Genomic DNA, 24,587 nt, shown 5'->3' with positions numbered 1-24,587 from the left:
CATCGCCCGGCCCCGCCTCCGTCCTAGGTGTGCAAGCCCATGACAACGGCAGAGGAGCACGCCATGGAAGCCCGTCTGAACATGTTCGCGAACCCGACCGCGATGAAGTTCTGGAAGCACATCATCGCGGCGAACAAGGTCCTCGTCGAGTCGACGGTCCCCGCCGCGACCCTCGAACTGGTGAAGATCCGCGCCAGCCAGATCAACGGCTGCGGCGGCTGCCTCGACATGCACACCAAGGACGCCGCGGCCGCCGGTGAGACCTCGCTCCGTCTCAACCTGATCGCCGCCTGGCGCGAGGCCAAGGTCTTCACCGACGCCGAGCGCGCCGCCCTGGAACTGACGGAACAGGGCACCCGCATCGCGGACGCCGCAGGCGGCGTCACGGACGAGGCCTGGGCGAACGCCGCCAAGCACTACGACGAGGAGCAACTCGCGGCACTGGTGGGCCAGATCGCCCTCATCAACACCTTCAACCGGGGAAACGTCATCACCCAACAGCCCGCGGGCGACTACGTGCCGGGCCAGTACGCCTAACGTCTCAGCCCGTCGTGGGGCTCCCCGCCCCCGGCGGGCTCTCCCTCCCCGCCCCCACTCCGCTCGGCCCGATCAAGCAACCCCGTCCGCGCGGCAAGCGCGGCCGCCTCAAGCCGGGACCCGACCCCGAGCTTCATCAGCACCCGCTGCACATGCGTCCGCGCCGTGCTGGGCGCGATCCCCATCCCGGCGGCGATGAGCCGTGTGTCCTCCCCGTCGGCGACCCGCACAAGCACCTCCACCTCACGCGGAGTGAGCATCTGCAGCAGCCGCTGCCCCTCGTCGTCGGGCTGGGCGGCGGGGTTGAGAAGTTCGCTGAAGGCGCCTTGGAGCAATTGGGGTGCGACGGCGGCCTCCCCGGCGCGCGCCTTCATGATGGCGCGCTCGACTCCTTCGATGCGCTCGTCATGACGTACGTATCCGGACGCGCCGGAGGCGAACGCCGCCGCGATGCCGCGGGGCGACGGAACGGGCCCGAGCACCACCACGGCGACCTGCGGCCGCTCCCGCTTGATCCGCACCACCGGGTCGAACATGCCCGGCTCCGCCGGTGTGGCCGTGCCGAGCAGGCACACCTCCGGCGCCCTGCTGATCACCAGCTCCGCCGCCCCGGCGGCGGGCGCCGCCGCGGCGAGCACCCGGTGCCCGCGCAGCTTCAGCGCCGAGGCGAGTGCCTCGGCGAGCAATCGGTGGTCGTCGACCACCATGAGCCGCACACCCACAGCGCAACCCCCCAAAGTCCCCCACGGATTCCCCCAATGATCCCCCCACGGATCGGGGGCCCCGGCCCTCCATCCCCCGGAAGCTACACGCTTGTTCGACATTGCGCTGCCCCTATCGTGCAGAAGCGGCCCGGAATGCCTCAATCAAGGCCGTTCAGAAGCATGGACACGGGGGGCTCCTGGTATGCGCACAGCGGGTCCAGCACGCGAGTACGGAGCGTGAACCGGGGCAACGCGAAACGGCCCCGCACTCGTTCGGGCGAGCGCGGGGCCGGGTGACGCTTCGGGAGCGGCTACTGGGTGGTGAAGCCCAGCGCGATGAACTCCTTGTCGTCCTTGGAGTACGGCTTGCTGATCAGCTTCTTGCCGAAGAACAAGTTGCCGCCGGTGTAGAGGAGTTCGTTGGACTTCGGGACCATGCCGCTGATGGCGCGGCTGACCGACTCGGTCGCGGGCGTCTGCAGGAGCGTGGTCTCCTTCATCGACTTGCCGTCGAGCGAGACGACCTTGGCGCCCTTGTTGTAGCCGCCGCCCTTGTACGCGAGGAGGTTGCCGCCGTCCATGCGGATCGGGAACATCTCGCCGTCGTCGCCCGCGTCGGCGCGGTCACCGGTCGTCTTGCCGGTGGCCAGCGAGAACGCGATGATCTCGTTGGTGAAGCCGTAGTCGGAGCCGCCCGCGTCGTGCTGGCGCGTGGGCACGTACAGCTTGTCGTTGCCGACGACGATGGCGCTGCAGCTCGCCCACTTGTTGACCTCGCAGTCGTGCGAGTACTTGCCGTCCTCCAGCTTGATGCGGGCGCGCAGCTTGCCGGCGTTGCTCAGCGAGAACACGTCCGTGGCGCCGCTCGCCGTGATCTCCTCGGTGTCCTGGCCGAAGACGATCGGGTTGGTCGAGATGATCTTGGCGTTGTCGACGCCGGCGGTCAGCGGATAGCTCCACTTGTCCTTGCCGGTCTTCGGGTCGAGGAGCTGGATCTTCAGCTTCTCGTCGCCGTAGCCGCCGCACTTGCGGACCGCGACGAGCTGGTCGCCGCCCGCGTAACCGGCGTCCTTGCACTCGTCGCCGATCTTCGGCTTCCACAGCAGCTTGCCGGAGAGGTCCCAGGCCGCGCCGGTGCCGCCGGTGCCCGCGCCCGCGGCGACGGTGTCGCCGGAGATGGCGATCTCCTCGAACTCCACGGGCGAGCCGCTGCCGGTGACGCTCTCGGTCCACAGCTTCTTGCCGGACTTCAGGTCGACCGCGGAGACCTGGCTGCAGTCGGGGTACTTGTTCGCCTTGGTGGACTTGGCGTCCTTGTAGACGACCGCGGCGATGCCCTCGTCGGTGACCTCCTTGGAGACCGCGCAGGTCTCACCGGCCAGCGGGATCGTCCACTTCTGCTTGCCGGAGGCGGGGTCGTAGGCGATGAGGGCGTGGTCCTTGTCCTTGCCCACGTAGCCGCTCTTGACGTACGTGTCGTCGGTGAGCCAGGAGCCCGCGACGCTCCACACGCTGTCCTTGGGCACCTCGGGCGCCGGGACCTGGAAGCCGACCTTGGCGCTGGTGTTCCCCGGGACCTTCTCCTTGGCGGGGCCGCCGGCGGCAGGCGGTCCGTCGGAGCCGCCCTTCTTGCCCTTGCCGCCCTTGCCGTCGCCGCCGTCGGCGCTGTTCTTCTTGTCGTCGTCCTTCTTCGAACCGGCGTAGATGACACCGCCGCCGACGATCAGGCCGATGGCCGCGACGGCCGCGACGATGATCAGCATCTGCTTGTTGGGCTTCTTGCCACCACCGCCGCCCGGCTGGGGCTGCATCGGCATGGTCGGCGGCTGCGGGTAGCCGTAGCCCTGCTGTGGGGCGGGCTGGCCGGGCTGCCCCGGGTAGCCGTAGCCGGGGGGCTGCTGCCCCACGGCCGGGAAGGCGGCCTGCGTCGGCTGGGCGTAGGAGGGCGGCGGGGTGCCGGGCGCGGCGGGCGGCGGGGTGCCTGGGGCCGCCGGCGGCTGCGGGTAGCCCTGGTTCGGCTGGCCCTGCGGGGGCGGCGGAGGCGTCTGCGGAGCCGCGGGCGGGGCCGCCGGGGCTGCGGGCGGCGGGGTCTGCGGGGGCTGCGGCGCCTGCGGGTAGCCGTAGCCGGGCTGTGGGGGCGTCTGGGGAGCGCCGAACCCGCCCTGCGGGGGGTCCTGGGGGGCGCCGAACCCGCCCTGCGGCGGCTGGTTGGGCGGCTGGGGCGGCTGTGTCATGACGTCTTTCCTTGGGGGGACGGAAGGGGTGGCTGAGCGGTGGGGAGGGTCACTTGCCGTAGGCCAGCATCAGCTTCTCGCGGCCTTGAGCGGTGCCGGAGAGCCGGGTGGTGGAGAGGTAGAAGCGCCCGTCCACGTAGTCGACCGCCTTCGAGTAGAAGCCGTTCTCGATCTTCGACGTCCCCGCCGGGTTCTGCAGCAGTGTCTTCGGTGTGTGCGAGCCGCTGGTGCCGATGGACACGACGCGGCCGCCGGAGTCGTACGACGGCTCGACGTACGCCACCAGGTCGCCTCCCTGGGTCTTCATCGGCACCATCGAGGTGGCCAGCGGTGACTTCGTCCGCCAGGCCTCCTTGCCGCTGGCCAGGCTGATCGCGACGATCTGGTTGGCGCCGGACGTCTTCTTGGTCGGCAGGTAGAGGTACTTGTCGTCGGCGACGGCACCGGAGCAGGCCTGCAGGTCACCGCCGAGTCCGCCCCAGCCGCACTCCGGCGCGAAGTCCTCGTTCACCTGGACCTCGGAGCGGGTGGCGGAGCTGCCGGACTTCAGCGTGGTGATGTTCCACTGCTTCTTGTCCTCGTTGGTGGCGTAGAGGACGGTGGGGCTGGTGGAGTAGACGTGCTCCAGGCGCCAGCCCTTGGGGAACTTCTTCGTCCACTGGACCTTGCCGGTCTTGGGGTCGAGCTCCACGACCTCGTCGTGCTCGGTGGGCGTGCTCGCCCCGCACGAGAACTTCATCAGCATGCGGTCGCCGCCGGTGAACCCGGCCGGGAAGCAGGTGCCCTCGTCCTTCTTCTCCGCGTCGAACAGCTTGTCGCCGTCGCTGACGCTGTAGGCGGTGCCGGACTGGGAGCGGCCGACCATCAGGGTGTCGCCGGTGATGCTCAGCTCCAGGCCGGTGGTGAAGTCGAAGAAGCCTTTCTCCTTGGTCTGCTTCTGCCAGCCCCTCTTGCCCGTCTTCAGATCGATGACCTGGAGCTGGTCGCACTTGGCGTTCTGCTTCGTACCGGCCTTGTACGCGACGACGATCTTGCCGTCGTCGCTGACCTGCGGGGTGGCCGCGCAGATCTCCTGCGGCAGCTTGATCGCGGGCCAGGCGGGCTTGCCGGAGTCCACGTGGTAGGCGAGCAGTTCCCGGTACGCGGCCTTGACCGCGATGCCGTCCTCGACCCACATGCCGGGGGCTTCGGCGCCCTTGCCGGGGGCCTTGGGCGCCTCCTTGTACCAGAGGACCTTGGCCTCGCCGGACTGGCGGCCCTCGTTGAGGTCCTCCTTGCCCTCGTGGCCGTCGCCGCTGCCGTCGCCCGGGTTGGCCGGGGCGGAGGACTTGGGGTTCTTGTTCTTCGACTCGGACTTCTTCTTGTCGTCGTCACCGCCGGACAGCGCGAAGACGGCGCCGCCCGCGACCAGGAGGGCAGCCACGGCCGCCCCGATGATCACGGCGGACTTGCCCTTGAAGGGCCCCTTGCCGCCGCTCGGGGGCGGGGTGCCCGGGGCGCCGGTGGGCATCTGCTGCGGGTAGCCGTAGCCCGGCTGCTGGCCGTAGGGGCCCGGCTGGCCGGGCTGCGTGGGCTGCCCGTACGGGCCGGGCTGCTGGCCGTAGGGACCCGGCTGGCCCGGCTGCGTGGGCTGGTCGTAGGGGCCCGGCTGGCCCGGCTGCGTGGGCTGGCCGTACGGTCCGGGCTGCTGCGGATAGCCGTAGGGGCCTGCCTGGCCGGGCTGCTGCTGGGGGTAGCCATAGCCGGGCTGCGGGGTCGCGCCCTGCTGTGGATCCTGTGGAGCTCCGAAGCCGCCGTGCGGCGGCTGATTGGGCGGCTGAGTCATCAGCGCTTCCCCCTTCACTGATTTTTCGGCACGCCAAGTGGTGCTCAGGCTGCCCTTTCTATCACTCCGATCCAGCCATCGACGGAGCCGGTCCTGCCCCTGTTCCCAAGGGAGGACCGGCCTGTAATGCGTCTGTTACGGGAAACTCACGCATCCTCCGCGAGTTCCAGCCAACGCATCTCCAACTCCTCGCGCTCGCCGACAAGTTCGCGCAGCTCCGCGTCCCATTTCGCCACCTTTTCAAAGTCTGTGGCGTTATTGGCGATCTGCGCGTGCAGCTTGGTCTCCTTTTCGGAAATCTTGTCCAGCTGCCGTTCGATCTTCTGGAGTTCCTTCTTCGCGGCGCGCGCGTCGGCGGCCGACACGGCCTTCGTCCCGTCCGGGGCAGCGGCGGCGGGCGCCGGGGCGACCGAGGCCGCCGCGGCCTCCGCCATCCGGTTCCTGCGCTCCAGGTACTCGTCGATGCCGCGCGGCAGCATCCGCATCGTGGCGTCGCCCATGAGGGCGAACACCCGGTCCGTGGTGCGCTCGACGAAGAACCGGTCGTGTGAGATCACCACCATCGAGCCGGGCCACCCGTCGAGCACGTCCTCCAACTGCGTCAGCGTCTCGATGTCGAGGTCGTTGGTGGGCTCGTCGAGGAAGAGGACGTTCGGCTCGTCCATGAGCAGGCGCAGCAACTGCAGCCGCCGCCGCTCACCGCCGGACAGGTCACCGACGGGCGTCCACTGCTTCTCCTTGCTGAACCCGAAGGTCTCGCACAGCTGGCCCGCGGTCATCTCCCGGCCCTTGCCGAGGTCGACCCGCTCCCGCACCTGCTGCACGGCCTCGAGGACCCTGAGCGTCGGCTTCAGCTCGGCGACCTCCTGCGACAGATAGGCCAGCTTGACCGTCTTGCCGACCACGACCCGGCCCGCGGCGGGCTGCGTCTCACCGGCCGACCGGGCCGCCTCGGCCATGGCGCGCAGCAGCGAGGTCTTGCCCGCGCCGTTCACGCCCACCAGGCCGACGCGGTCGCCGGGGCCGAGCTGCCAGGTCAGATGCTTCAGGAGCAGCTTCGGCCCGGCCTGGACGCTCACGTCCTCCAGGTCGAAGACGGTCTTGCCGAGCCGGGTGGTGGCGAACTTCATCAGCTCGCTGGTGTCCCGGGGCGGCGGCACGTCCTTGATCAGCTCGTTGGCCGCCTCCACCCGGAACCGGGGCTTGGACGTGCGGGCCGGGGCGCCGCGCCGCAGCCACGCCAGCTCCTTGCGGACCAGGTTCTGCCGCTTGGCCTCCTCGGTGGCGGCGATGCGCTCGCGCTCGGCGCGCGCGAACACGTAGTCGGAGTACCCGCCCTCGTACTCGTAGACCGTGCCCTTCTGCACGTCCCACATCCGTGTGCACACCTGGTCCAGGAACCACCGGTCGTGCGTGACGCACACCAGCGCCGAGCGGCGCTCGCGCAGATGCCGGGCGAGCCAGGAGATGCCTTCCACGTCGAGGTGGTTGGTCGGCTCGTCGAGGACGATCAGGTCCTGCTCGGCGATCAGGAGCTGCGCGAGCGCGATGCGCCGCCGCTCGCCGCCGGACAGCGGACCGATGACGGTGTCGAGCCCCTGCGGGAACCCGGGCAGGTCGAGCCCGCCGAACAGGCCCGTGAGCACGTCCCGGATCTTCGCGTTGCCCGCCCACTCGTGGTCGGCGAGGTCACCGATGACCTCGTGCCGCACGGTGGCCGCCGGGTCGAGCGAGTCGTGCTGCGTGAGCACCCCGATCCGCAGCCCGCCGCTGTGCGTGACGCGTCCGGTGTCGGCCTCCTCCAGCTTGGCGAGCATGCGGATGAGGGTCGTCTTCCCGTCACCGTTGCGCCCGACCACGCCGATCCTGTCCCCCTCGGACACACCGAGCGAGACACCGTCGAGCAGCGCGCGGGTGCCGTACACCTTGCTGACTGCCTCGACATTGACCAGGTTGACGGCCATTTCTCTCCTGACGACGGAATGCGATCGATCGTCCAGCGTAGTCGGGCCCCGGGGCCTTCGGCGGCGGGTGCCCGCTGGGCGGGACGTACGCGGCCGTCCTAGGCGCGCGGCTCGATCACCGTCGCGCCCGGGGCGGGCGCCCGCGCCACCCGGGCGGCCCGGCAGGTGCCCGAGGCGAGCAGGGCCCCGGCCACGCGCTCCGCCGCCCCCTCGTCCTCGACGAGGAAGGCCGTGGTGGGCCCGGAGCCGGAGACGATCGCGGCGAGGGCGCCCGCGGCCGTGCCCGTCCTCAGGGTGTCGGCGAGCGACGGGAAGAGGGACAGGGCGGCGGCCTGGAGGTCGTTGGCGAGGGTGTCCGCGAGGGCGGTGGCGTCGCCGGTACGCAGGGCCGCGAGCAGGGGCTCGGACGCCTCGGGGGCGGGGGCCTCCGGTGTGAGGCGGTCGAACTCGCGGTACACCGCCGGGGTGGAGAGGCCGCCGTCGGCGACGGCGAACACCCAGTGGAAGGTGCCGCCGACGGGCAGCTCGGCCAGCTTCTCGCCCCGCCCGGTGCCGAGGGCGGCGCCGCCGACCAGGCTGAACGGCACGTCACTGCCCAACTCGGCGCAGATGTCCAGGAGTTCGGCCCGGGACGCCCCGGTCCCCCACAGCGCGTCGCACGCCAGCAGGGCGGCCGCGCCGTCCGCGCTGCCGCCCGCCATGCCGCCCGCGACGGGGATGTCCTTGGCGATGTGGAGGTGCACGTCGGCCCGGCGGCCGTACCGCGCGGCCAGCGCCTCGGCCGCGCGCGCCGCCAGGTTCGTCCGGTCCAGGGGGACCTGGTCCGCGCCCGGCCCCTCGCAGGTCACCCGCAGCTCGTCCGCCGGGGTCACCGTGACCTCGTCGTACAGGCCGACGGCCAGGAAGACGTTCGCGAGGTCGTGGAACCCGTCGGGCCGCGCGGCGCCGACGGCGAGCTGGACGTTGACCTTGGCGGGGACGCGGACGGTGATGCCGCGGGGTGCGGTGGTGCCGGGGGGCGTGGTCACTGGCGGGGGTCCTTGTTTCCCTTGCGCTGGGTGGTGGTTTGGGCTGGTGGTTTGGGCTGGTGGTTACGGGTGGTGCTCGGGCGGCGCTCGCGGTGGGCTGGTCGCCGGTGGGCCCGTCGCCGGTGGGCTCGGCGCCAGCGGGCTCGTTGCCGCTGGGCTAGTCGCCGGTGGGCTCGGCCTTGGTCTCCGCGGTGGCCCCCACCTTGTTCTCCGCGATCCTCGCGAACTCCTCCACCGTCAGGGACTCGCCGCGCGCCTGTGGCGAGACGCCCGCCGCCACCAGCGCCGCCTCGGCCGCCGCGGCGGAGCCCGCCCAGCCCGCGAGGGCCGCGCGCAGCGTCTTCCTGCGCTGGGCGAAGGCCGCGTCGACGACGGCGAACACCTCCCGCTTGGACGCGGTGGTCTTCAGGGGCTCGGCGCGGCGCACCAGTGACACCAGGCCCGAGTCGACGTTCGGGGCGGGCCAGAAGACGTTGCGGCCGATGGCGCCCGCGCGCTTGACCTCGGCGTACCAGTTCGCCTTCACCGACGGGACGCCGTACACCTTCGAGCCGGGGTCGGCGGCGAGGCGGTCGGCGACCTCCGCCTGCACCATCACCAGCGTGCGCTCGATGCTGGGGAAGGTGTCCAGCATGTGCAGCAGGACCGGTACGGCCACGTTGTACGGGAGGTTCGCGACCAGGGCCGTCGGGGCGGGCCCCGGGAGCTCACGCACCAGCATGGCGTCGCTGTGGACCAGGTCGAAGGAGGCCGCCTTCCGCGGGAGGCGGGCCTCGACCGTCGCCGGGAGGGCCGCGGCGAGCACGTCGTCGATCTCCACGGCGGTCACGTGGGACGCGGTCTCCAGGAGGGCCAGGGTCAGCGAGCCGAGGCCCGGGCCGACCTCGACGACGACGTCGTCCGGGCCGACGTCCGCGGTGCGGACGATACGGCGGACCGTGTTCGCGTCGATGACGAAGTTCTGGCCGCGCTGCTTGGTCGGGCGTACGCCGAGGGTCGCGGCGAGGTCGCGGATGTCGGCGGGGCCGAGGAGGGGGCCTTGCTCGGTGGTGCTCACCGCCCCAGGGTAGCCCTGGGTCCGCCGCTCACCTGCTCGTGCGGTTGCCCTGGGGCGCGCTGCCCCAGGCCCCGCCGTGCCGGCCGGCCCCGCCCCGAACTCATGGGGCTCCGCCCCTGTCCCCCGCAATCGGCGCTCCGCGCCTCGTCCTCAAACGCCGGACGGGCTGAAGTGCCCACCGTGGGCCTCACGCGCAGCCCACCCGCCCATCCATCCACCCATCCACCCATCCACCCATCCACCCCAGCGACGCCGAACGACCGGACCCGGCACCGGGGAGCCGGGGGCAGCCGCAGGCTCATCGCCGGGTGGGCGGGTGGGAGAGATCCGCCGCGGAGCGGCGGGGCAGGTCGCTGGTCGCTCCAGTAGCACGTCAGAGGCGGCGGCCGCAGTGGGGCCAGGGGCTGGCGCCCCGTTGGACGTAGAGCTTCTTCGCTCGGTGGGTCTGTTCCGCGGCGGGGGCGTCCTGGGGGCGGCCCGCGCCGCCGAGGGACTGCCAGGTCTGGGTGTCGAACTGGTAGAGCCCGCCGTACGTGCCGGAGGGGTCGACGGCCGAGGCCCGCCCACCGGACTCGCACGCGGCGAGGGCGCCCCAGTTGAGCCCCTCGGCACCGGCGACGGCGGTCGGCACGACCTTCGTGCCGACCTTCACGATCCGCGTCTGCGGCTCCCGCACCACTTCGCTCCGCAACCGCTTCGGCTTCTGCTTCACGCCGTTGACGGTCCGTACCGAGTACGTGATCCGCCGCGCGCCCTCCCGCCCGGCCTGCGCCACGACCTCCGTGCCGCGCGGCAGCGAGGCGTCCTCGGTCTTGCGGACGTCGAACGGGATCGGCTCCTCGCGGACCTCCTTGCGGCCGGAGATCCGCATGACGGTGACGGTCTGCCCGTCGCGCGGGAAGCTGCCGGGCGGCACGGACGTGGTGTCGGAGCCGCGCAGGGTCACCCCGGACTCCTCGACCGCCTCGCCGACGGTCGCCGCGTTCGTACGGATGGTCCGGGACCGCCCGTCGGCCATGATCGTGACGGTGCGTTCGGTACGGACGTCCAGGTCGAGCCCTTCGCGGGCGATGCGCTTGCTGCGCGAGGCCGACAGATACGCCCCCTCGGCGCGCACCCCGAGCTGCTGGAGCGCCCCGTCGACGGTGCGGGCGGTCGTCCAGACCTCGCGGCGGTGGCCGTCGAGGGTGAGCTGGACGGGCCGCCCGTAGCGGACGGCGATCTCGTCGCCGCTGGCGAGGGCGGTGGCCGTGGTGGGGGCGACGATGTCGTGCGCGCCGACCTCCACGCCCTCGTCGGCGAGGAGTTCGCCCACGTCGTCGGCGAAGGTGTGCAGGGTGCGCGCCTTGCCGTCGACGGTGAGCTGGACGGCCTTGTCGTTGGCGACGAAGGCGGAGGTGCCGCCCGCGAGGAACGCGACGACCAGCGCCTGCGGCACGAGCCTGCGCAGTCCGTCGGGCCGCTCGGCGCTCCGCCTGCGCCGCGCCCCCCGCCGCGCCCCGCCACGCCCGTCACCGGCCCCGTCGGCCGCCTCGCCGTCGGCCCCCTCGTCCCCGACCACCCCGTCCCCGAACCCCTCGTCGTCGAACGCCACGTCCCCCGCCACCCCTTCGCCGGCTCCCCGGCCGTCCCGCCCGTCCGCCGCCCCCGCGTACCCCTGCGCACCGGAGTGCGGATACCCGTACGCGCCCCCGCCCTGGCTCGCCGGCGGATCCACCGCGAAGCCGCCCCCGGCGAACGCGTCCGGCGTGAACGCCCGCGTCGGCAGCTCGTCCACGACGGCGCCGCCCGCCCCGAAGACCTGCGTGGGCACCCCGTTCCCGGCGAACCCCTCGGCGCGGTCGAACGCGTCCGCCGCGCTGAACTCCGCGGCGGTGAACACCTGCGTCGCGGGCCCGTCCACCGCTCCCCCGCCGACGCCCGCGCCCTCGTATCCGTACGCGAGCCCGTACGGGTCGTAGGCGTCGTAGGCGTCATACGGACCGTGCGGCCCGTGCGGCGCGTACTGCGGCTGCTCGTACGTCTCGTACTGCGGTTTGCTCACGACGACGCTCCAGCTGACAAGTGACCACTGACAAGCCAAGTGCAGATCGGCTTGCAGAACCTAGCGGAGGCTCCGTCACTCTCCAAAGCAGGACGACTACTCTGTGTCGCCGTGTTGACCCAAGCTGTCAGGCCCGGGAAGCCTTCGGTCGTTATCGATCAGTAATCAAAGGCGCGGGCCGTGTTCGAGGAGATCGCCGCGGCCATGGTGTCCTCGTCGACGCCCCGGACCTCGGCCATGGCGCGGAGCGTGACCGGAATGAGATAGGGGGCGTTGGGCCGTCCGCGGTACGGGGCGGGGGTCAGGAAGGGCGCGTCGGTCTCGACGAGGACGAGTTCCAGCGGGGCGACGGCGAGCGCGTCGCGCAGCGGCTGGGCGTTCTTGAACGTGACGTTGCCCGCGAAGGACATGAAGTAGCCGTGTTCCGCGCAGATCCGGGCCATGGCGGCGTCGCCGGAGTAGCAGTGGAAGACGGTGCGCTCGGGGGCGCCCTCCTCCTTCAGGATCCGCAACACGTCCTCGTGGGCCTCGCGGTCGTGGATGACCAGGGCCTTGCCGTGCCGCTTGGCGATCTCGATGTGGGCGCGGAAGGAGCGCTCCTGGGCGGCCTTGCCCTCCGGGCCCGTGCGGAAGTGGTCGAGGCCGGTCTCGCCGACGCCCTTGACGTGCGCGAGGGCGGCGAGCCGGTCGATCTCGGCGAGCGCCTCGTCCAGGGCCGCGTCGCCCCCGGCGGGGCGGGCGCCCTGGCGCGACCAGCCGTCGGGGTCGCCGTGCACGATGCGCGGCGCCTCGTTCGGGTGCAGGGCCACGGCCGCGTGCACGGCCGGGTGCGCGGCCGCGGTGTCGGCGGCCCAGCGGGAGCCCGCCACGTCGCAGCCCACCTGCACGACCGTCGTCACGCCCGCCTCGGCCGCCTTGGCGAGGGCGCCCTCGACGGTGCCGGACTGCATGTCGAGGTGGGTGTGGGAGTCGGCGACCGGCACCCGCAGCGGCTCGGGCTGCGGCGGGGCGGCGTTCTTGTCGGCAGGCATGCGTCGATCGTACGAAGCCCTGCGGGGCTTTCCCCAATCCCGCCCCTTCCCGAAACCGGGGGCTGCCGCCCCCGGACCCCCGCTTGTCGCCGCTCCGCGCCTCGTCCTCAAACGCCGGACGGGCTATAGGCAGCCCCTCGTGGGGGTCCCCCCTGCTCCTTAAGAGCTCGGGGGAGTTTGAGGAGCGGGGTCTGGGGCGGAGCCCCCCACGCGGCGGAGCCGCAAATCGACACAGCCGGGAAGGGGCGGGCCCGGGGCGCCCCGCGAAGGTCAGCCCGCCTTGCGGTGGTGGAAGGGGTGCAGCAGGTCCGACAGGTGCCAGTGGTGCTTGGGTTCGGGGGCCGACTCGTCGTCGGCGGGCGCCGCACCCTCAGCGGCAGCCGTCCCGCCCCGGGCCACGCGCTGGGCGGCCTGCCGGTGATGCAGGGACTCGAGTGCCGACCGCACCGAGGACACCTGACCCGCCCGCATGATGCGCACCACGTGCCCGCCGCAGTTCAGGCAGGTGGGCCGGGTCAGCGGCGACGGCACCCGGTGGCCGTCCGCCACATACGTCACGAATTCCTGGCCCTTGCCGTCGACGTGGTGCTCTATCTCGTACGACTGCTCCCAGCCGTGCCCGCAGCGCATGCAGGCGAAGGCATAGGACTCATGGACGACATTGACAGCCACGGTGTGGTGACCGGTGTCTGCGATCTCACTCATGCCAGCTCCTCTTGTCCGCTGGACAAGCACCGCCGACCGGGATCTTTCCGGACCCGGTCCGACAGTGTGGGACGGGTGCGCCCCTGGAACCAGTGGACGCCTTTCCCTAAGCGAGCGCATCAGACCTGTCGACTGTTGGGCGCGATTTGGCCTTTCCATAGAGAACCGGCCTGGTGCGCGACCCACGCTTTAACATTCACGATAGTCCTTTGCCCGCCGATGGGCTCTACCGCGCGCCCTCTGCGCCGTAACCGTGACCTGTGCGCCGGGCATGTGCGCCAGGTCGCCCGCCCCGCTCCGGCACCGGAGCGGCGGGGTCAGCCCCCGAGCCCCGCGTTCTTCGCCGCCACCACCGCGTCGAACACCTCCCGCTTGGGCAGCCCCGCGTCGGCCGCGACCGCCGCGATGGCCTCCTTGCGCCGCTCCCCCGCCTCCTCGCGCACCCGGACCCTGCGCACCAGTTCCTCCGGACCCAGCTCCGCGGGGCCCTTCTCGGGGGCGCCCTCGACCACCACGGTGATCTCACCGCGCACGTCGCCGGGCGCGGCCCACTCCGCCAGCTCCTTCAGCGAACCGCGGCGGACCTCCTCGTAGGTCTTGGTCAGCTCCCGGCACACCGCGGCCCTGCGCCCGTCGCCGAAGGCCTCCGCCATCGCGGCGAGGGTGTCGTCCAGGCGGCGCGGCGACTCGAAGTACACCAGCGTGCGCCGCTCCTCGGCCGCCTCGCGAAGCCGCGAGAGCCGCTCGCCCGCCTTGCGCGGCAGGAAGCCCTCGAAGCAGAAGCGGTCCACGGGCAGCCCGGACAGGGCGAGGGCGGTGAGGACGGCGGAGGGCCCGGGCACGGCCGTGACCCGGATGCCGCGCTCGACGGCGGCGGCCACGAGGCGGTAGCCGGGGTCGGACACCGACGGCATGCCCGCGTCCGTCACCAGGAGCACCCGCGACCCGTCGGCCAGGGCCTCGACAAGCTCGGGCGTGCGTGCCGCCTCGTTGCCCTCGAAGTACGACACGACCCGGCCGCCCACCTGCACGCCGAGCGCCTGCGTGAGCCGGCGCAGCCTGCGGGTGTCCTCGGCGGCCACGACATCGGCCCCGGCCAGCTCCGCGGCGAGCCGCGGCGGCGCGTCCGCGACATCGCCGATGGGGGTGCCCGCGAGGACGAGGGTGCCGACGGAAGCCGGGGTTTCGGCGCTTCCGGACGGACTGACGACTGAATCTGCGCTTCCTGTCACGGATCCATCCTCGCAGGGGCCGGGCGCGGGACTGTCACAGTCAGGTTCCCTACGATGGCGCGGTGACCAGTACCGCGTCTTCCCCGGACACCCGCCAGGGCCAGGCAGCCGAGGAGCGGCAGCCGTCGTCGTGGCAGCACCGGCTGCGCCGCTTCGGCTACGCGGCCCGGCCCAGAGGAGATGTGCGGGAGCGGCTCATCCCGCCGTACGCGCAGCCGGGTGAGCGGCTGTGGGTGGCGCTCGGGGTGCCCCGGCAGTTGTCGCAGCGGCTGATGCGCTGGTCGGGCTGGCTGGGCCCGCTGGCGGTCGCGCTGGTGGCGGGGGTGCTGCGGTTCTGGAATCTCGGCAGCCCCAAGGACGTGATATTCGACGAGACGTACTACGCGAAGGACGCCTGGGCCCTCATCCACAAGGGCTACGAACTGAGCTGGCCCGACAAGATCAACGAGTCGGTGATCAAGCAGGGCGGCGACATCGCGCTGCCCACGGACCCGGCGTACGTGGTGCATCCGCCGGTCGGCAAGTACGTGATCGGCGTCGGGGAGTGGCTGTTCGGCTTCGACCCGTTCGGCTGGCGGTTCATGACGGCGGTGCTCGGCACGCTGTCGGTCCTGATGCTGTGCCGGATCGGGCGCCGCCTCTTCCGCTCGACGTTCCTCGGCTGTCTCGCGGGCGCGCTGCTCACCGTGGACGGCCTGCACTTCGTGATGAGCCGCACGGCGCTGCTCGACCAGGTCCTGATGTTCTTCGTGCTCGCGGCGTTCGGCTGTCTGCTGATCGACCGGGACAAGGCACGCGCGAGACTCGCGGCGGCACTGCCGGTGGACGCCGACGGGATCGCGCGCCCGGACGCGTACGTGGCGCACACCCTGCGCCTGGGGCGGCGGCCGTGGCGCTGGGCGGCCGGGCTCTGCCTGGGCCTGGCCTTCGCCACGAAGTGGAACGGCCTCTACATCATGGTCTTCTTCTGCCTGATGACCGTGTTGTGGGACGCGGGCGCGCGGCGGGTCGCCGGGGCGGACCGGCCGTACCTGGCGGCGGTGCGGCGGGACGTGCTGCCCGCGTTCGTGGCCACGGTGCCGGTCGCGGTGTTCACCTATCTGGTGTCGTGGCTGGGCTGGATCCTCTCGCCGAGCGACGGCAGCGGCGGCTACTACCGCAACTGGGCGGCGACCGAAGGCAAGGACAGCGACTGGTCCTGGCTGCCGGACTGGCTGCGCAGCCTGTGGCACTACGAGAACAAGGTCTACGACTTCCACGTCGGCCTGTCCTCGCCGCACACCTACCAGTCCAACCCGTGGAGCTGGATCGTCGACGGCCGCCCGGTCTCGTACTTCTACGAGTCGCCCTCGCCCGGCACGGACGGCTGCCCCGCCGACACCAAGGAGAAGTGCGCCCGCGAGGTCCTCGCGCTCGGCACCCCCCTGCTCTGGTGGGCGGCCGCCATCGCGCTGCTCTACGTCCTGTGGCGCTGGTTCTTCCGCAGGGACTGGCGCGCGGGCGCGATCGTGTGCGGGGTCGCGGCGGGATATCTGCCCTGGTTCATGTACCAGGAACGGACCATCTTCTACTTCTACGCCGTGGTCTTCGTGCCGTTCCTGTGCCTGGCCCTCGCCATGATGATCGGCGCGATCCTGGGACCACCGGGTTCCTCGGAACGCCGCCGGGTGGTGGGCGCGGCGGCGTCCGGCGTACTGGTCCTGCTGATCTTCTGGAATTTCATTTACTTCTGGCCCATCTATACCGGCCAGGCGATCCCGATCGATTCCTGGCGGTCCAGAATGTGGCTTGATACCTGGGTCTGACAGCGATAAACGGACACCTTCGGATAAGACCCGACGCTTTTCGCGCCTCCCGTCCCGGGGCCCTCTTAGGCTGATGGGATTCCTGGGGAGGGAGCGCTTGATGCGCAAAGGAGCGAAGGCTGCTCTGGTCGGTGGGGTGTTCGCCGTCCTGGTGGGGGGTTCCGGGTATGGCGCGTACAACGTGGTGACCGCGGTGAACGCCGACGGCGGTTCGTCGTCCTCGGCGAAGAACTCCGCGCGCGGGAGCGGGCCGCCGACGCGCGCGGAGGTCAAGGAGACGGCCGCCGCGTTCCTCGCCGCCTGGGCGAAGGGCGACGCGGACGGCGCGGCGGCGTACACGGACAACGCGGAGGTGGCCGCCGAGGCCCTGACCGGCTATCGCGAGGACGCGCACATCCGGAAGGTGCGGCTGACGGCGGGCCGGATCAGCGGGACGCGGGTGCCGTTCACGGTGCGTGCCACGGTGGCGTACGAGGGCAAGAGCAAGCCGCTGCGGTACTCCTCCGCCTTCGAGGTCGTCCGGGGTGTCCACAGCGGGCGGGCCCTGGTGGACTGGCGGGCGGACGTCGTGCATCCGGACCTGCGCGCGGGCGACACGCTGGAGACCGGCGAGGCCGCGGCGCCGCCGATCAGGGCCGTCGACCGCGACGGCAGGGCGCTCACCGCGAAGGCCCATCCGTCGCTCGCGCCCGTCCTGGACCAGCTCCGCTCGAAGTACGGCGAACGGGCGGGCGGCAGACCGGGCGTCGAGCTGTACGTCCGGCGTGAGGACGACGACGCCGGTACGAAGACGCTGCTCACCCTCGCCGAGGGCCGGGCCGGCACGCTGCGGACGACGCTGAGCGCCGCGGCGCAGCGAGCCGCGGAGGGCGCGGTGGCCCGGTACGCCGAGTCGTCGGTGGTCGCGGTCAGGCCGAGCACCGGCGAGGTGCTCGCCGTCGCCAACCACCGCGAGGACGAGTTCAACGCGGCCTTCGAGGGCAAGCTGGCGCCCGGCTCCACCATGAAGATCGTGACGGCGGCCATGCTCATCGACCGGGGCGTCACGAAGGCGTCCGGGCCCGCGCCCTGCACCCCGGAGGCGATCTGGCAGAGCCAGACCTTCCACAACCTCAAGGGCATGGCGCCGAACGGCAGGGCGACCCTCGCGGACAGCTTCGCGCGGTCCTGCAACACCGCGTTCGTGAAGCTGGTCGACGAGAAGCCGCTCACGGACGCCTCGCTGACCGAGGCGGCGCAGGACAACTTCGGCCTCGGCCGGGACGACTGGCACACCGGCATCACGTCGTCGGACGGCGCGGTGCCCGCGTCCACCGGACCCGACCGCGCCGCCAACGCCATCGGCCAGGGCCAGGTGCAGCTGAACCCGCTGAACCTGGCGTCGGTGACGGCGACGGCCATGACGGGCTCCTTCCGCCAGCCCGTCCTCGTACCGAAGTCCCTCATCGGCGAGGAACTGGCCACCGCGCGCGGCCTGTCCGCGGGCACCGTCGCCCAACTGCGGCAGATGATGCGGCGGACGGCGGTCGCGGGCACGGGCGCGCGGGCCATGGCGGGGCTAGGCGGGGACATCGGCGCGAAGACGGGGTCGGCGGAGGTCGACGGCCAGCGGCGGCCCAACAGCTGGTTCGCGGGCTACCGCGGGGACCTGGCGGTGGCCGCGATGGCCCAGGAGGGCGGGCACGGCGGGGACACCGCGGGGCCGATCGTGGCGGCGGTGCTGCGTACGGGCGCGGGTGGGTGACGGCAGGGCGACGGCGGCGGCGCCCGGTCGCCCGGGCGGGCGATGCCGTGGTCGAAGGGGTGCGCGGGTGCCGCTAGGTTGGGCAACCGGTGAGTTGGGCGCGGCGGGGGCCGAAGGGGATTGGCGGAGGGTCTGTGGGCAAGAGAAGACGTGCGACCGAGAGCAAGAAGGCGCACCCGGCCGTGCTCGGCGGCGCGGCGGTGGCGATCGTGTGCGGCGTGGGGGTCGCCGCGTACGCGCTGTCCGGCGGGGGCGACGGCAAGTCCGACGGGAAGACGGTGGCGACGGGACCACCGACCGCCGCCGAAGTGCGCACCACCACGCGGGCGTTCCTCACCGCCTGGGAGAAGGGCGACGTGGCCGCGGCTGCGGCCCTGACGGACGACCGCAAGGCCGCCCGCGCCGCGCTCACCGCCTACCGCGAGGAGGCCAAGATCTCCGCGGTGCGCCTGAAGCCCGGCAAGCCCGCCACCCGCAAGAGCGCGAAGGTGCCGTTCAAGGCGGCGGCCACGATCTCGTACGGGGGAAAGGACAAGCGGTACGCGTACGAATCCGCGCTGAGCGTCGCGCGCCGCGCGGCCGACGGCCGGGTCCTGGTCTCCTGGCGGCCGTCGGTCGTGCACCCCGAACTGCGGGACGGCGACCGCCTGGTCACGGGCGCGGCGGGCGTTCCGCCGATCAAGGCCGTGGACCGGGACGGCGGTCCGCTGACCGCCGCCAAGTACCCCTCCCTCGGCACGGTCCTCGACGGCCTGCGCGAGAAGTTCGGCAAGGAGGCGGGCGGCAAGGCGGGCGTCGAGCTGCGGGTGGTGCGCGCCGACGCGAAGTCGGCCGACGACGCCAAGGGCGCCAAGGACACCGCGAGGAAGAGCGACGCGAAGGACACCCCCGACAAGACGCTCCTCGCCCTCTCCCCCGGCACCCCGGGCACGCTGAAGACGACGATCAGCGCGCGCACTCAGGCCGCGGCGGAGAAGCAGACGGCGAAGCGCAAGCAGGCCTCGGTCGTCGTGGTCAGGCCGTCCACCGGCGAGATCCTCGCCGTCGCCAACTCCAACCCCGGCGGCTTCAACACGGCCTTCCAGGGCTCCCTCGCGCCCGGCTCCACGATGAAGGTCATCACCTCGTCGATGCTCCTGGAGAAGCGTCTCGCGGGCGTCGACAAGAAGCACCCGTGCCCGAAGTACGAGACGTACGGCGGCTGGAAGTTCCAGAACGACAACAAGTTCCAGATCAAGGGCGGCACGTTCCGGGCCAGCTTCGCGCGGTCCTGCAACACGGCCTTCATCACCCAGGCGAAGAAGCTGTCGAACGACGACCTGACGAAGCAGGCCCAGGACGTGTTCGGCCTCGGCCGTGACAACTGGTCCGTCGGCGTCTCCTCGTTCGACGGCGCCGTGCCGGTGCAGTCCCACGCGCAGATGGCGGCCTCGCTCATCGGCCAGGGCGGCGTCCGGATGAACCCGCTGAACATGGCGTCGGTCGCCGCCACCGTGAAGTCCGGCACGTTCCGCCAGCCCTACCTGGTCTCGCCCGACCTCGACGACCGCGAACTCGCCACGGCGCCGCGCAAGATGTCCGGCAGGACGGCGTCCGCCCTCCGCGAGCTCATGCACTACACCGGCGTCGCCGGCACCGCCGCCAAGCCCATGGCGGGCCTCGGCGCGGACTCCGGCGCGAAGACCGGCTCCGCGGAGGTCGACGGCCAGAAGAAGCCCAACGGCTGGTTCACCGCGTACCGCGGGGACGTGGCCGCGGCGGCGGTCGTGCAGGCCGGCGGGCACGGTGGGGAGGCGGCGGGGCCGGTGGTGCGGGCGATGCTCCTGGCGGGGAAGTAGGACGGAGCCCCCGGGGGCCGGTGCGCGAGGGTCCGGGCGCGGGGCCTCCGGGGCGTTCGCGGGGCCCGCGTGTCCGGTATCCGGGATACCGCGCGATACACGGTCGCGTGGCCCACACACGTACCGCTAGCGTGCGGCGCATGAGCACTACGGACAACGTCACGGGCGCATCCGGCGCCCACCCCCGCTTCGTCGAGGCCCTGCGCGGGCTCGGCCTCGACGACCTGCCCGACCGCATCCGCCGCTTCCCGGACCAGACCCGTACCGCGGCCGAGGCGGCCGCCGCGATCGGCTGCGAGCTCAGCCAGATCTGCAAGTCGCTGATCTTCGCCGCCGACGGGGTGCCCGTCCTCGTCCTCATGGACGGCTCGTCGCGCGTCGACGTGGAGCTGGTGCGGCGGGCGCTGGGCGCGGAGAAGGTCACGCGGGCCAAGGCGGACGTCGTGCGCGAGACCACGGGGTACGCGATCGGGGGCGTCCCGCCCTTCGGGCACGCCAACCCGACGCGGGTGCTCGCCGATCGGTCGCTGCTCGGCCACTCCGTGGTGTGGGCCGCCGCGGGTACGCCGTACACCGTCTTCCCGATGGACCCCGAGACCCTCGTCGCGCAGGCGGGCGGCACGCTGGTCGACGTACGCGAGACGCCGTCCGGCGCGGGCGACCCGTCCGGTCCTTCCGGTCCCGCTCAGTGACCCCGCTGGTCGCGGGGGCCGTCCTGCTGGCCGCCGTCACCCACGCCAGCTGGAACGCCATCGCCCACCACATCACCGACAAGCTCCTCGGCTTCACCCTCATATCCGGCGGCGGCGCCCTCATCGGCCTCCTCCTCGCCCCCTTCGCCCCGTTCCCCGCCGCCGGGGCCTGGCCCTACCTCCTCCTCTCCGCCGCCCTGCACGTCGCCTACATGGTCCTGCTCATGCGGTCCTTCCGGCTCGGGGACTTCGGGCAGGCCTACCCCATCGCCCGCGGCAGCGCGCCGCTCGTCGTGACCGTGCTCGCCGCCGTCTTCGCCGGTGAGGTGCCCGGCGGGTGGCAGGCCGCCGGGGTCGTCGTCTGCTCCGCCGGGCTCACCGGGCTCGCCGTGTGGGGGATCCGGGGGTCCGGGCGGCGGCCCGACTGGGCGGCGATCGGGGCGGCGCTCGCGACCGGGGTCTCCATCGCGGCGTACACCGTCGTGGACGGTCTCGGGGTACGCGCCTCCGGGTCGTCCCTCGGGTACATCGCCTGGCTGATGATTCTCGAAGGGATCGCCGTGCCCGCGTACGCCTTGTACCGGTGGCGCGGGGAACTCGGGGCCCGGCTGCGGCCGTTCGCCGGCGTCGGGCTCCTCGGTGCCGCGCTCTCCGTCGCCGCGTACGGGCTCGTCCTCTGGGCCCAGACGCGGGCCGACCTCGCGCCCATCTCCGCCCTCCGCGAGTCCTCCATCATCGTCGGTGCGGCGATCGGGGCGCTCTTCTTCAAGGAGAGGTTCGGGTGGTCGCGGATCGTCGCGGCGGGGGTGATGGTTGCGGGGATCGGCCTGATGTTGCACGCGGGGTGATGTCCCGTGCGGGTGGGACAGCCCGCCCGGCGAGGGCGCGGCGGACCTGGGCGGCGCCGCGGTGCGCGTCAGCGGGTCCGGGGTGGGCTACGGGCGGGCGTCCGCTGGGTCCTCCTGCCGGTCCTGCTGCGCCTTGTGGCTCCCGGCAGGCGCGGCAGAGGCCGCCGGGTAGGGCTTCCGGGCGCCCTGGTACGCCGCAGCCGGTGCACTCCATGATCGTGCGGTGCGGTGTACGTGGCGTACTCGGAGGGGGAACGGGCGGCATCTTGTCGAGGAGGCGCCGCTGGAGGAAGGCGCGGGGTGCGTGGACCTGCTCGGGAAGTCCCGCGCTCAGGGCCCGGGTGAGGTGGTCGGCCGTGACACCTCGGGCGAGCCAGTCGGCGGCCAGGTCCTCCAGAGCGGCACAGTCGGCGGCGGACAGGATCAACTGCGGCGCGGTGCGGCCGAGTCGGGCGAGTGCGCTGTACGCGGCGGAGGGCGGCGCGGGCCGAGTCCTGAGCTGGTGCCGCTCTTCGGGTACGTCGTCGGGGGCGCCGCCGCCTCGGGCCTCGGTCGGCGAGGGCGCGTCACCGTCGAGGAACCGGTTCCACCATTCGCTGTCACGTGCGGTACGGGTCCAGTACGTGCGGAAGACCCAACGCGTGCCGGTCCCGGCGTCACCCTCACCCTGGGCGAGGCGCCGTACGCGGCGCAGGTGCCCGGCTCGCGACAGCTCGTTGAGGGCGGTGCGGACGGCCTGCTGACCGTAGAGCGGCTGGGCGTTGGCGAGGGTCTTGGCGTCCATGGCGGCGCCTTCGGGAAGCCGGTCGACGGAGGCGGCGAGGTAGGCCTCGCGGGCGGGGAGGTGTCCGAAGTCCCGGGCGCGGGCGGGCCCTTGATCAGGTGCGGATCGCTTGCCGTAGCCCGGCTTGGCCATGGGGTGTGCGGAGGCGGGCAGGGCGGCGTTAGAGTCTTCGTAAGCCACGGGATCGTCCTTACCGATCTTGGGGCGAGACCCCGGTCTGGTGCGCTAACACCTGCCGGGGTCGTTTCTTTGTTGCCGCGAACCTAGAGGGTCGCGACGGCGCGTGGCAAGTCGGTCACGAAAAGTGATGTGCGGTGGTACGAGCGGGAGTTGGTAGGGGTGGGTGGGAGGTAACCCAACCACCCAATCCTTGCAAAAGGCGCTCGGATCTCGGCCCCCGAAGCTCGGGGGCCGAACTCCGTCCGCTTCAGCCTCGGCGCACGTGGCCGGTGAACGCGGCCCAGGCCGCGGGGGTCACCTCTATGAGTCCGGCCGCATGGTCCTTGGTGTCGCGGATCAGGATGAGCGGCTGGTTGTCGGCGACCTCAACGCAGTCGTTGGTGCTGCTGCCGCTGAAGGTGGACTTGTGCCAGTTCGGTATGTCGCTCACATGAACCTCTTCAATGCTTGCACTATGCGGTCTGTGGACGCCTCGGCTGTCAACGCGCTGGCGGAGACCCGATCGTAGAACTTCTGATACCGGATGACCTCCGCCGTTTCCTCGGAATAGTTGCCGGTGTAGAAGCCCTCCGTGTACACACCTCTGCTCCCCTCAGGAAGCGTCAGGATCGCGATCGTTCCAGTGAGGTACTGCCTGGCGCCGAACGGAAGCACCTGAACGGTGATGTTGGGGGCTTCCTGGACTGCGAGCAGCTTCTCCAGCTGCGCTTGAGTCGATCGGTGCAGTGCGGCTTCATCCAGGACGACTGACATCCACGGCGGGTTCTCGCGTTCCCACAACTTCTGTCGGGCCATGCGCTGGTTCACGTAGAAGTCAAGGTGGGCAGTTTCTCCCGCTTGCCCAGACAGCAGCAGCTCGCGCGCATAGTCAGGGGTCTGAAGCAGTCCAGGAACGATGAATCCAGCGGTGTGGATCAGCGCCGCCTTTTCTTGCTTCGCCAGATACGGCTTGGCGTAATCGCGAACAGTCTGCTGCTCCCGGATTCTGACCAAGTCCGACAGTGAGTCGCCCAGTTCGAGCACCACGCCCAGTTTGCTCGCCAGGGCGTGGTCCAGTGCCTCCCCGTTCTCCACCTCGGAGATCCTGCTCTTGTTGCTGAACACCTTGGCCGCGAGGTCGGTCTGGGACCAGCCCTTCGCCCTGCGCGCCTCCCTGACCTGGTTCCCGATGTACGCCTCAAGGCTCTCGGCCGGATCGAGCTCGTTAGCGCCTGGCATATGCCCCGTTCCACGGTCCGGTTCCGGAATCGCTACTCCTGGTAAACGTACCCGCAGGTGAGCAGTCTGGGAGTCGTACGGAAGGACCAACTCCCCTACGAGGTACCACCCATGACCAACGACAGCGGGACGCGCCAGCGCATGGAGCCTCCTGACGCAAGCACGGCGACGGCCGTGGGGGACGTCGTCGTGGACACGCGCCGAGGGCGCGTCGTCCAAGTGACGGCTGCGGACGGGGAGGTGCTGACGGTGACCCGGCCCGCGGGCCTCTCCTGGGAGACGAGGCGCCAGAACTGCCGAAGGGCCCTCCCCGGGGAGCGACGAGAATTCGAGATCGCCAGCCGCACGCCGGAGAAGAGCGGCAGCGACGACGAACCCCTCCCCCAGGAGATCGAATGGCGCCTGCCGCGCCACGCCAGGAGCGTGGGGCGGGCCCGAACCCTCCTCCGGGAGCAGGCGAGTTCGTGGGACCTGCCACCCGAGGTCACCGAGACGGCGACGCTGCTCCTGAGCGAGCTGATGACGAACGCGTACCGGCACGCGAAGGTCTCCCCGGGCAGGGAGATCTGGACCCGCTGCGTGCTGAAGGCGGGCCTCCTCCACATCGCCGTGTCGGACGCGAACGCGACACCGCCCGCGCCCAGGCAGTCGTGCCCGGAGGACGAGTCGGGCCGAGGCCTGACCCTGGTCGCCACGCTGTCGGACGACTGGGGCACGGAACTTCGCCCTGGGGGCATCGGCAAGAGGGTCTGGTTCGAACTCGCCGTCGCGCGGGGGCGTGGCCCTGACCGAGGGCGACCACGGTGACGTCACACGGACAGCCGCGAAAGCGCGATCCGGATCGCTTGCCCACGAGCGGTCCGCTTTCGCAAGGGCTCCAGACCGTCGCCCCGTACCCGCCCTTCGAGGGGCACGACTACGTGAAGGTGACGCTGGACCCGGCGACGTAGACCGCCCGGTACTTCGAAGCCTCTGGGGCGCCGCGGCGGCCTCCACCGCCGGCCACTACAGCCGTGACTACGACGCGATCAAGCCGCCGGAATCACCCTGCGGCTTGATCGCTGCCGTTCTCCCTGGCACTGCGCAGGCCAAGGAAAGGGTCTCGGGGCGCAACACC

At 71.8% G+C, this 24,587-nt stretch carries 20 protein-coding genes; 7 read left to right on the top strand and 13 right to left on the bottom strand.

The features are described from left to right. Nucleotides 1-63 precede the first annotated feature (63 nt). Nucleotides 64-537: a carboxymuconolactone decarboxylase family protein gene (locus ACZ6BG_RS24395; protein ID WP_469004904.1), complete on the top strand. Its 474-nt coding sequence runs from the start codon at nucleotides 64-66 to the stop codon at nucleotides 535-537. On the opposite strand, the gene ACZ6BG_RS24390 is transcribed toward ACZ6BG_RS24395, so the two are convergent. The 10 genes from ACZ6BG_RS24390 to rsmI all read right to left on the bottom strand — a co-directional run bounded on the left by ACZ6BG_RS24390 (nucleotide 534) and on the right by rsmI (nucleotide 14,361). Beyond that, complete coding sequence (locus ACZ6BG_RS24390; RefSeq protein ID WP_469004902.1) at nucleotides 534-1,259, bottom strand: helix-turn-helix transcriptional regulator; 726 nt, start codon at nucleotides 1,257-1,259, stop codon at nucleotides 534-536. The two genes, ACZ6BG_RS24395 and ACZ6BG_RS24390, sit on opposite strands and share 4 nt — an antisense overlap. A gap of 293 nt (nucleotides 1,260-1,552) precedes the next feature. Further along, nucleotides 1,553-3,475, bottom strand: coding sequence for an outer membrane protein assembly factor BamB family protein (locus ACZ6BG_RS24385; RefSeq protein WP_469004900.1), 1,923 nt, complete (start codon nucleotides 3,473-3,475; stop codon nucleotides 1,553-1,555). A gap of 49 nt (nucleotides 3,476-3,524) precedes the next feature. Then, nucleotides 3,525-5,300, bottom strand: a complete 1,776-nt coding sequence (locus tag ACZ6BG_RS24380) for an outer membrane protein assembly factor BamB family protein (RefSeq protein WP_469004898.1) — start codon at nucleotides 5,298-5,300, stop codon at nucleotides 3,525-3,527. 146 nt (nucleotides 5,301-5,446) lie between these two features. Further along, nucleotides 5,447-7,264 (bottom strand): ABC-F family ATP-binding cassette domain-containing protein, encoded by a 1,818-nt coding sequence (locus tag ACZ6BG_RS24375; protein ID WP_469004895.1) that lies wholly within the window; start codon nucleotides 7,262-7,264, stop codon nucleotides 5,447-5,449. A gap of 98 nt (nucleotides 7,265-7,362) precedes the next feature. Further along, nucleotides 7,363-8,292 carry a 4-(cytidine 5'-diphospho)-2-C-methyl-D-erythritol kinase gene (locus ACZ6BG_RS24370; protein WP_469004892.1) on the bottom strand — a complete coding sequence of 310 codons (930 nt, stop codon included), beginning with the start codon at nucleotides 8,290-8,292 and terminating at the stop codon, nucleotides 7,363-7,365. Between the two features lie 157 nt (nucleotides 8,293-8,449). Beyond that, a complete protein-coding gene (gene rsmA / locus ACZ6BG_RS24365; RefSeq protein WP_469004890.1) occupies nucleotides 8,450-9,349 on the bottom strand; it encodes a 16S rRNA (adenine(1518)-N(6)/adenine(1519)-N(6))-dimethyltransferase RsmA in 900 nt (299 codons plus the stop codon). Between the two features lie 373 nt (nucleotides 9,350-9,722). Next, on the bottom strand, nucleotides 9,723-11,066 hold the full coding sequence (locus ACZ6BG_RS24360; protein ID WP_469005265.1) for a ubiquitin-like domain-containing protein: 1,344 nt from the start codon (nucleotides 11,064-11,066) through the stop codon (nucleotides 9,723-9,725). Between the two features lie 485 nt (nucleotides 11,067-11,551). Further along, nucleotides 11,552-12,424, bottom strand: a complete 873-nt coding sequence (locus tag ACZ6BG_RS24355; protein ID WP_469004888.1) for a TatD family hydrolase — start codon at nucleotides 12,422-12,424, stop codon at nucleotides 11,552-11,554. Nucleotides 12,425-12,694: 270 nt separating this feature from the next. Beyond that, complete coding sequence (locus ACZ6BG_RS24350) at nucleotides 12,695-13,129, bottom strand: hypothetical protein (RefSeq protein ID WP_469004886.1); 435 nt, start codon at nucleotides 13,127-13,129, stop codon at nucleotides 12,695-12,697. Between the two features lie 317 nt (nucleotides 13,130-13,446). Continuing rightward, entirely contained in the window at nucleotides 13,447-14,361 is a 915-nt protein-coding gene (rsmI, locus tag ACZ6BG_RS24345; protein WP_469004883.1) for a 16S rRNA (cytidine(1402)-2'-O)-methyltransferase, read from the bottom strand. Nucleotides 14,362-14,423: 62 nt separating this feature from the next. Between rsmI and ACZ6BG_RS24340 the strand changes: the two genes are divergently transcribed. The 5 genes from ACZ6BG_RS24340 (at nucleotide 14,424) to ACZ6BG_RS24320 (ending at nucleotide 21,288) form a co-directional block, all read left to right on the top strand. Next, nucleotides 14,424-16,166 (top strand): dolichyl-phosphate-mannose--protein mannosyltransferase, encoded by a 1,743-nt coding sequence (locus ACZ6BG_RS24340; RefSeq protein WP_469004881.1) that lies wholly within the window; start codon nucleotides 14,424-14,426, stop codon nucleotides 16,164-16,166. 100 nt (nucleotides 16,167-16,266) lie between these two features. Further along, nucleotides 16,267-17,910, top strand: coding sequence for a penicillin-binding transpeptidase domain-containing protein (locus tag ACZ6BG_RS24335; RefSeq protein WP_469004876.1), 1,644 nt, complete (start codon nucleotides 16,267-16,269; stop codon nucleotides 17,908-17,910). 134 nt (nucleotides 17,911-18,044) lie between these two features. Continuing rightward, complete coding sequence (locus tag ACZ6BG_RS24330) at nucleotides 18,045-19,748, top strand: penicillin-binding transpeptidase domain-containing protein (protein ID WP_469004874.1); 1,704 nt, start codon at nucleotides 18,045-18,047, stop codon at nucleotides 19,746-19,748. Nucleotides 19,749-19,888: 140 nt separating this feature from the next. Then, a complete protein-coding gene (locus ACZ6BG_RS24325) occupies nucleotides 19,889-20,440 on the top strand; it encodes a YbaK/EbsC family protein (RefSeq protein ID WP_469004872.1) in 552 nt (183 codons plus the stop codon). Then, the gene (locus ACZ6BG_RS24320; RefSeq protein WP_469004869.1) at nucleotides 20,437-21,288 is read left to right on the top strand and encodes an EamA family transporter; all 852 of its coding nucleotides are present in this window, start codon (nucleotides 20,437-20,439) and stop codon (nucleotides 21,286-21,288) included. The genes ACZ6BG_RS24325 and ACZ6BG_RS24320 overlap by 4 nt, the downstream gene beginning before the upstream one ends. Here ACZ6BG_RS24320 and ACZ6BG_RS24315 read toward each other — a convergent pair. From ACZ6BG_RS24315 to ACZ6BG_RS24305, 3 genes are all read right to left on the bottom strand, one after another. After that, on the bottom strand, nucleotides 21,206-22,252 hold the full coding sequence (locus ACZ6BG_RS24315; protein ID WP_469004868.1) for a hypothetical protein: 1,047 nt from the start codon (nucleotides 22,250-22,252) through the stop codon (nucleotides 21,206-21,208). The genes ACZ6BG_RS24320 and ACZ6BG_RS24315 overlap by 83 nt on opposite strands. 247 nt (nucleotides 22,253-22,499) lie before the next feature. Continuing rightward, a complete protein-coding gene (locus tag ACZ6BG_RS24310) occupies nucleotides 22,500-22,682 on the bottom strand; it encodes a DUF397 domain-containing protein (RefSeq protein ID WP_469004865.1) in 183 nt (60 codons plus the stop codon). After that, a complete protein-coding gene (locus tag ACZ6BG_RS24305) occupies nucleotides 22,679-23,470 on the bottom strand; it encodes a helix-turn-helix domain-containing protein (protein WP_469004863.1) in 792 nt (263 codons plus the stop codon). The genes ACZ6BG_RS24310 and ACZ6BG_RS24305 overlap by 4 nt, the downstream gene beginning before the upstream one ends. A gap of 111 nt (nucleotides 23,471-23,581) precedes the next feature. Here ACZ6BG_RS24305 and ACZ6BG_RS24300 point away from each other — a divergent pair, with 111 nt between their 5' ends. Further along, entirely contained in the window at nucleotides 23,582-24,277 is a 696-nt protein-coding gene (locus ACZ6BG_RS24300; RefSeq protein ID WP_469004861.1) for an ATP-binding protein, read from the top strand. Nucleotides 24,278-24,587 lie beyond the last annotated feature (310 nt).

The sequence above is a fragment of the Streptomyces sp. NPDC041205 genome (assembly GCF_055591765.1).
The sequence above is the reverse complement of the archived record's forward strand: the minus strand, read 5'-3'. Positions and strand labels throughout refer to the sequence as shown.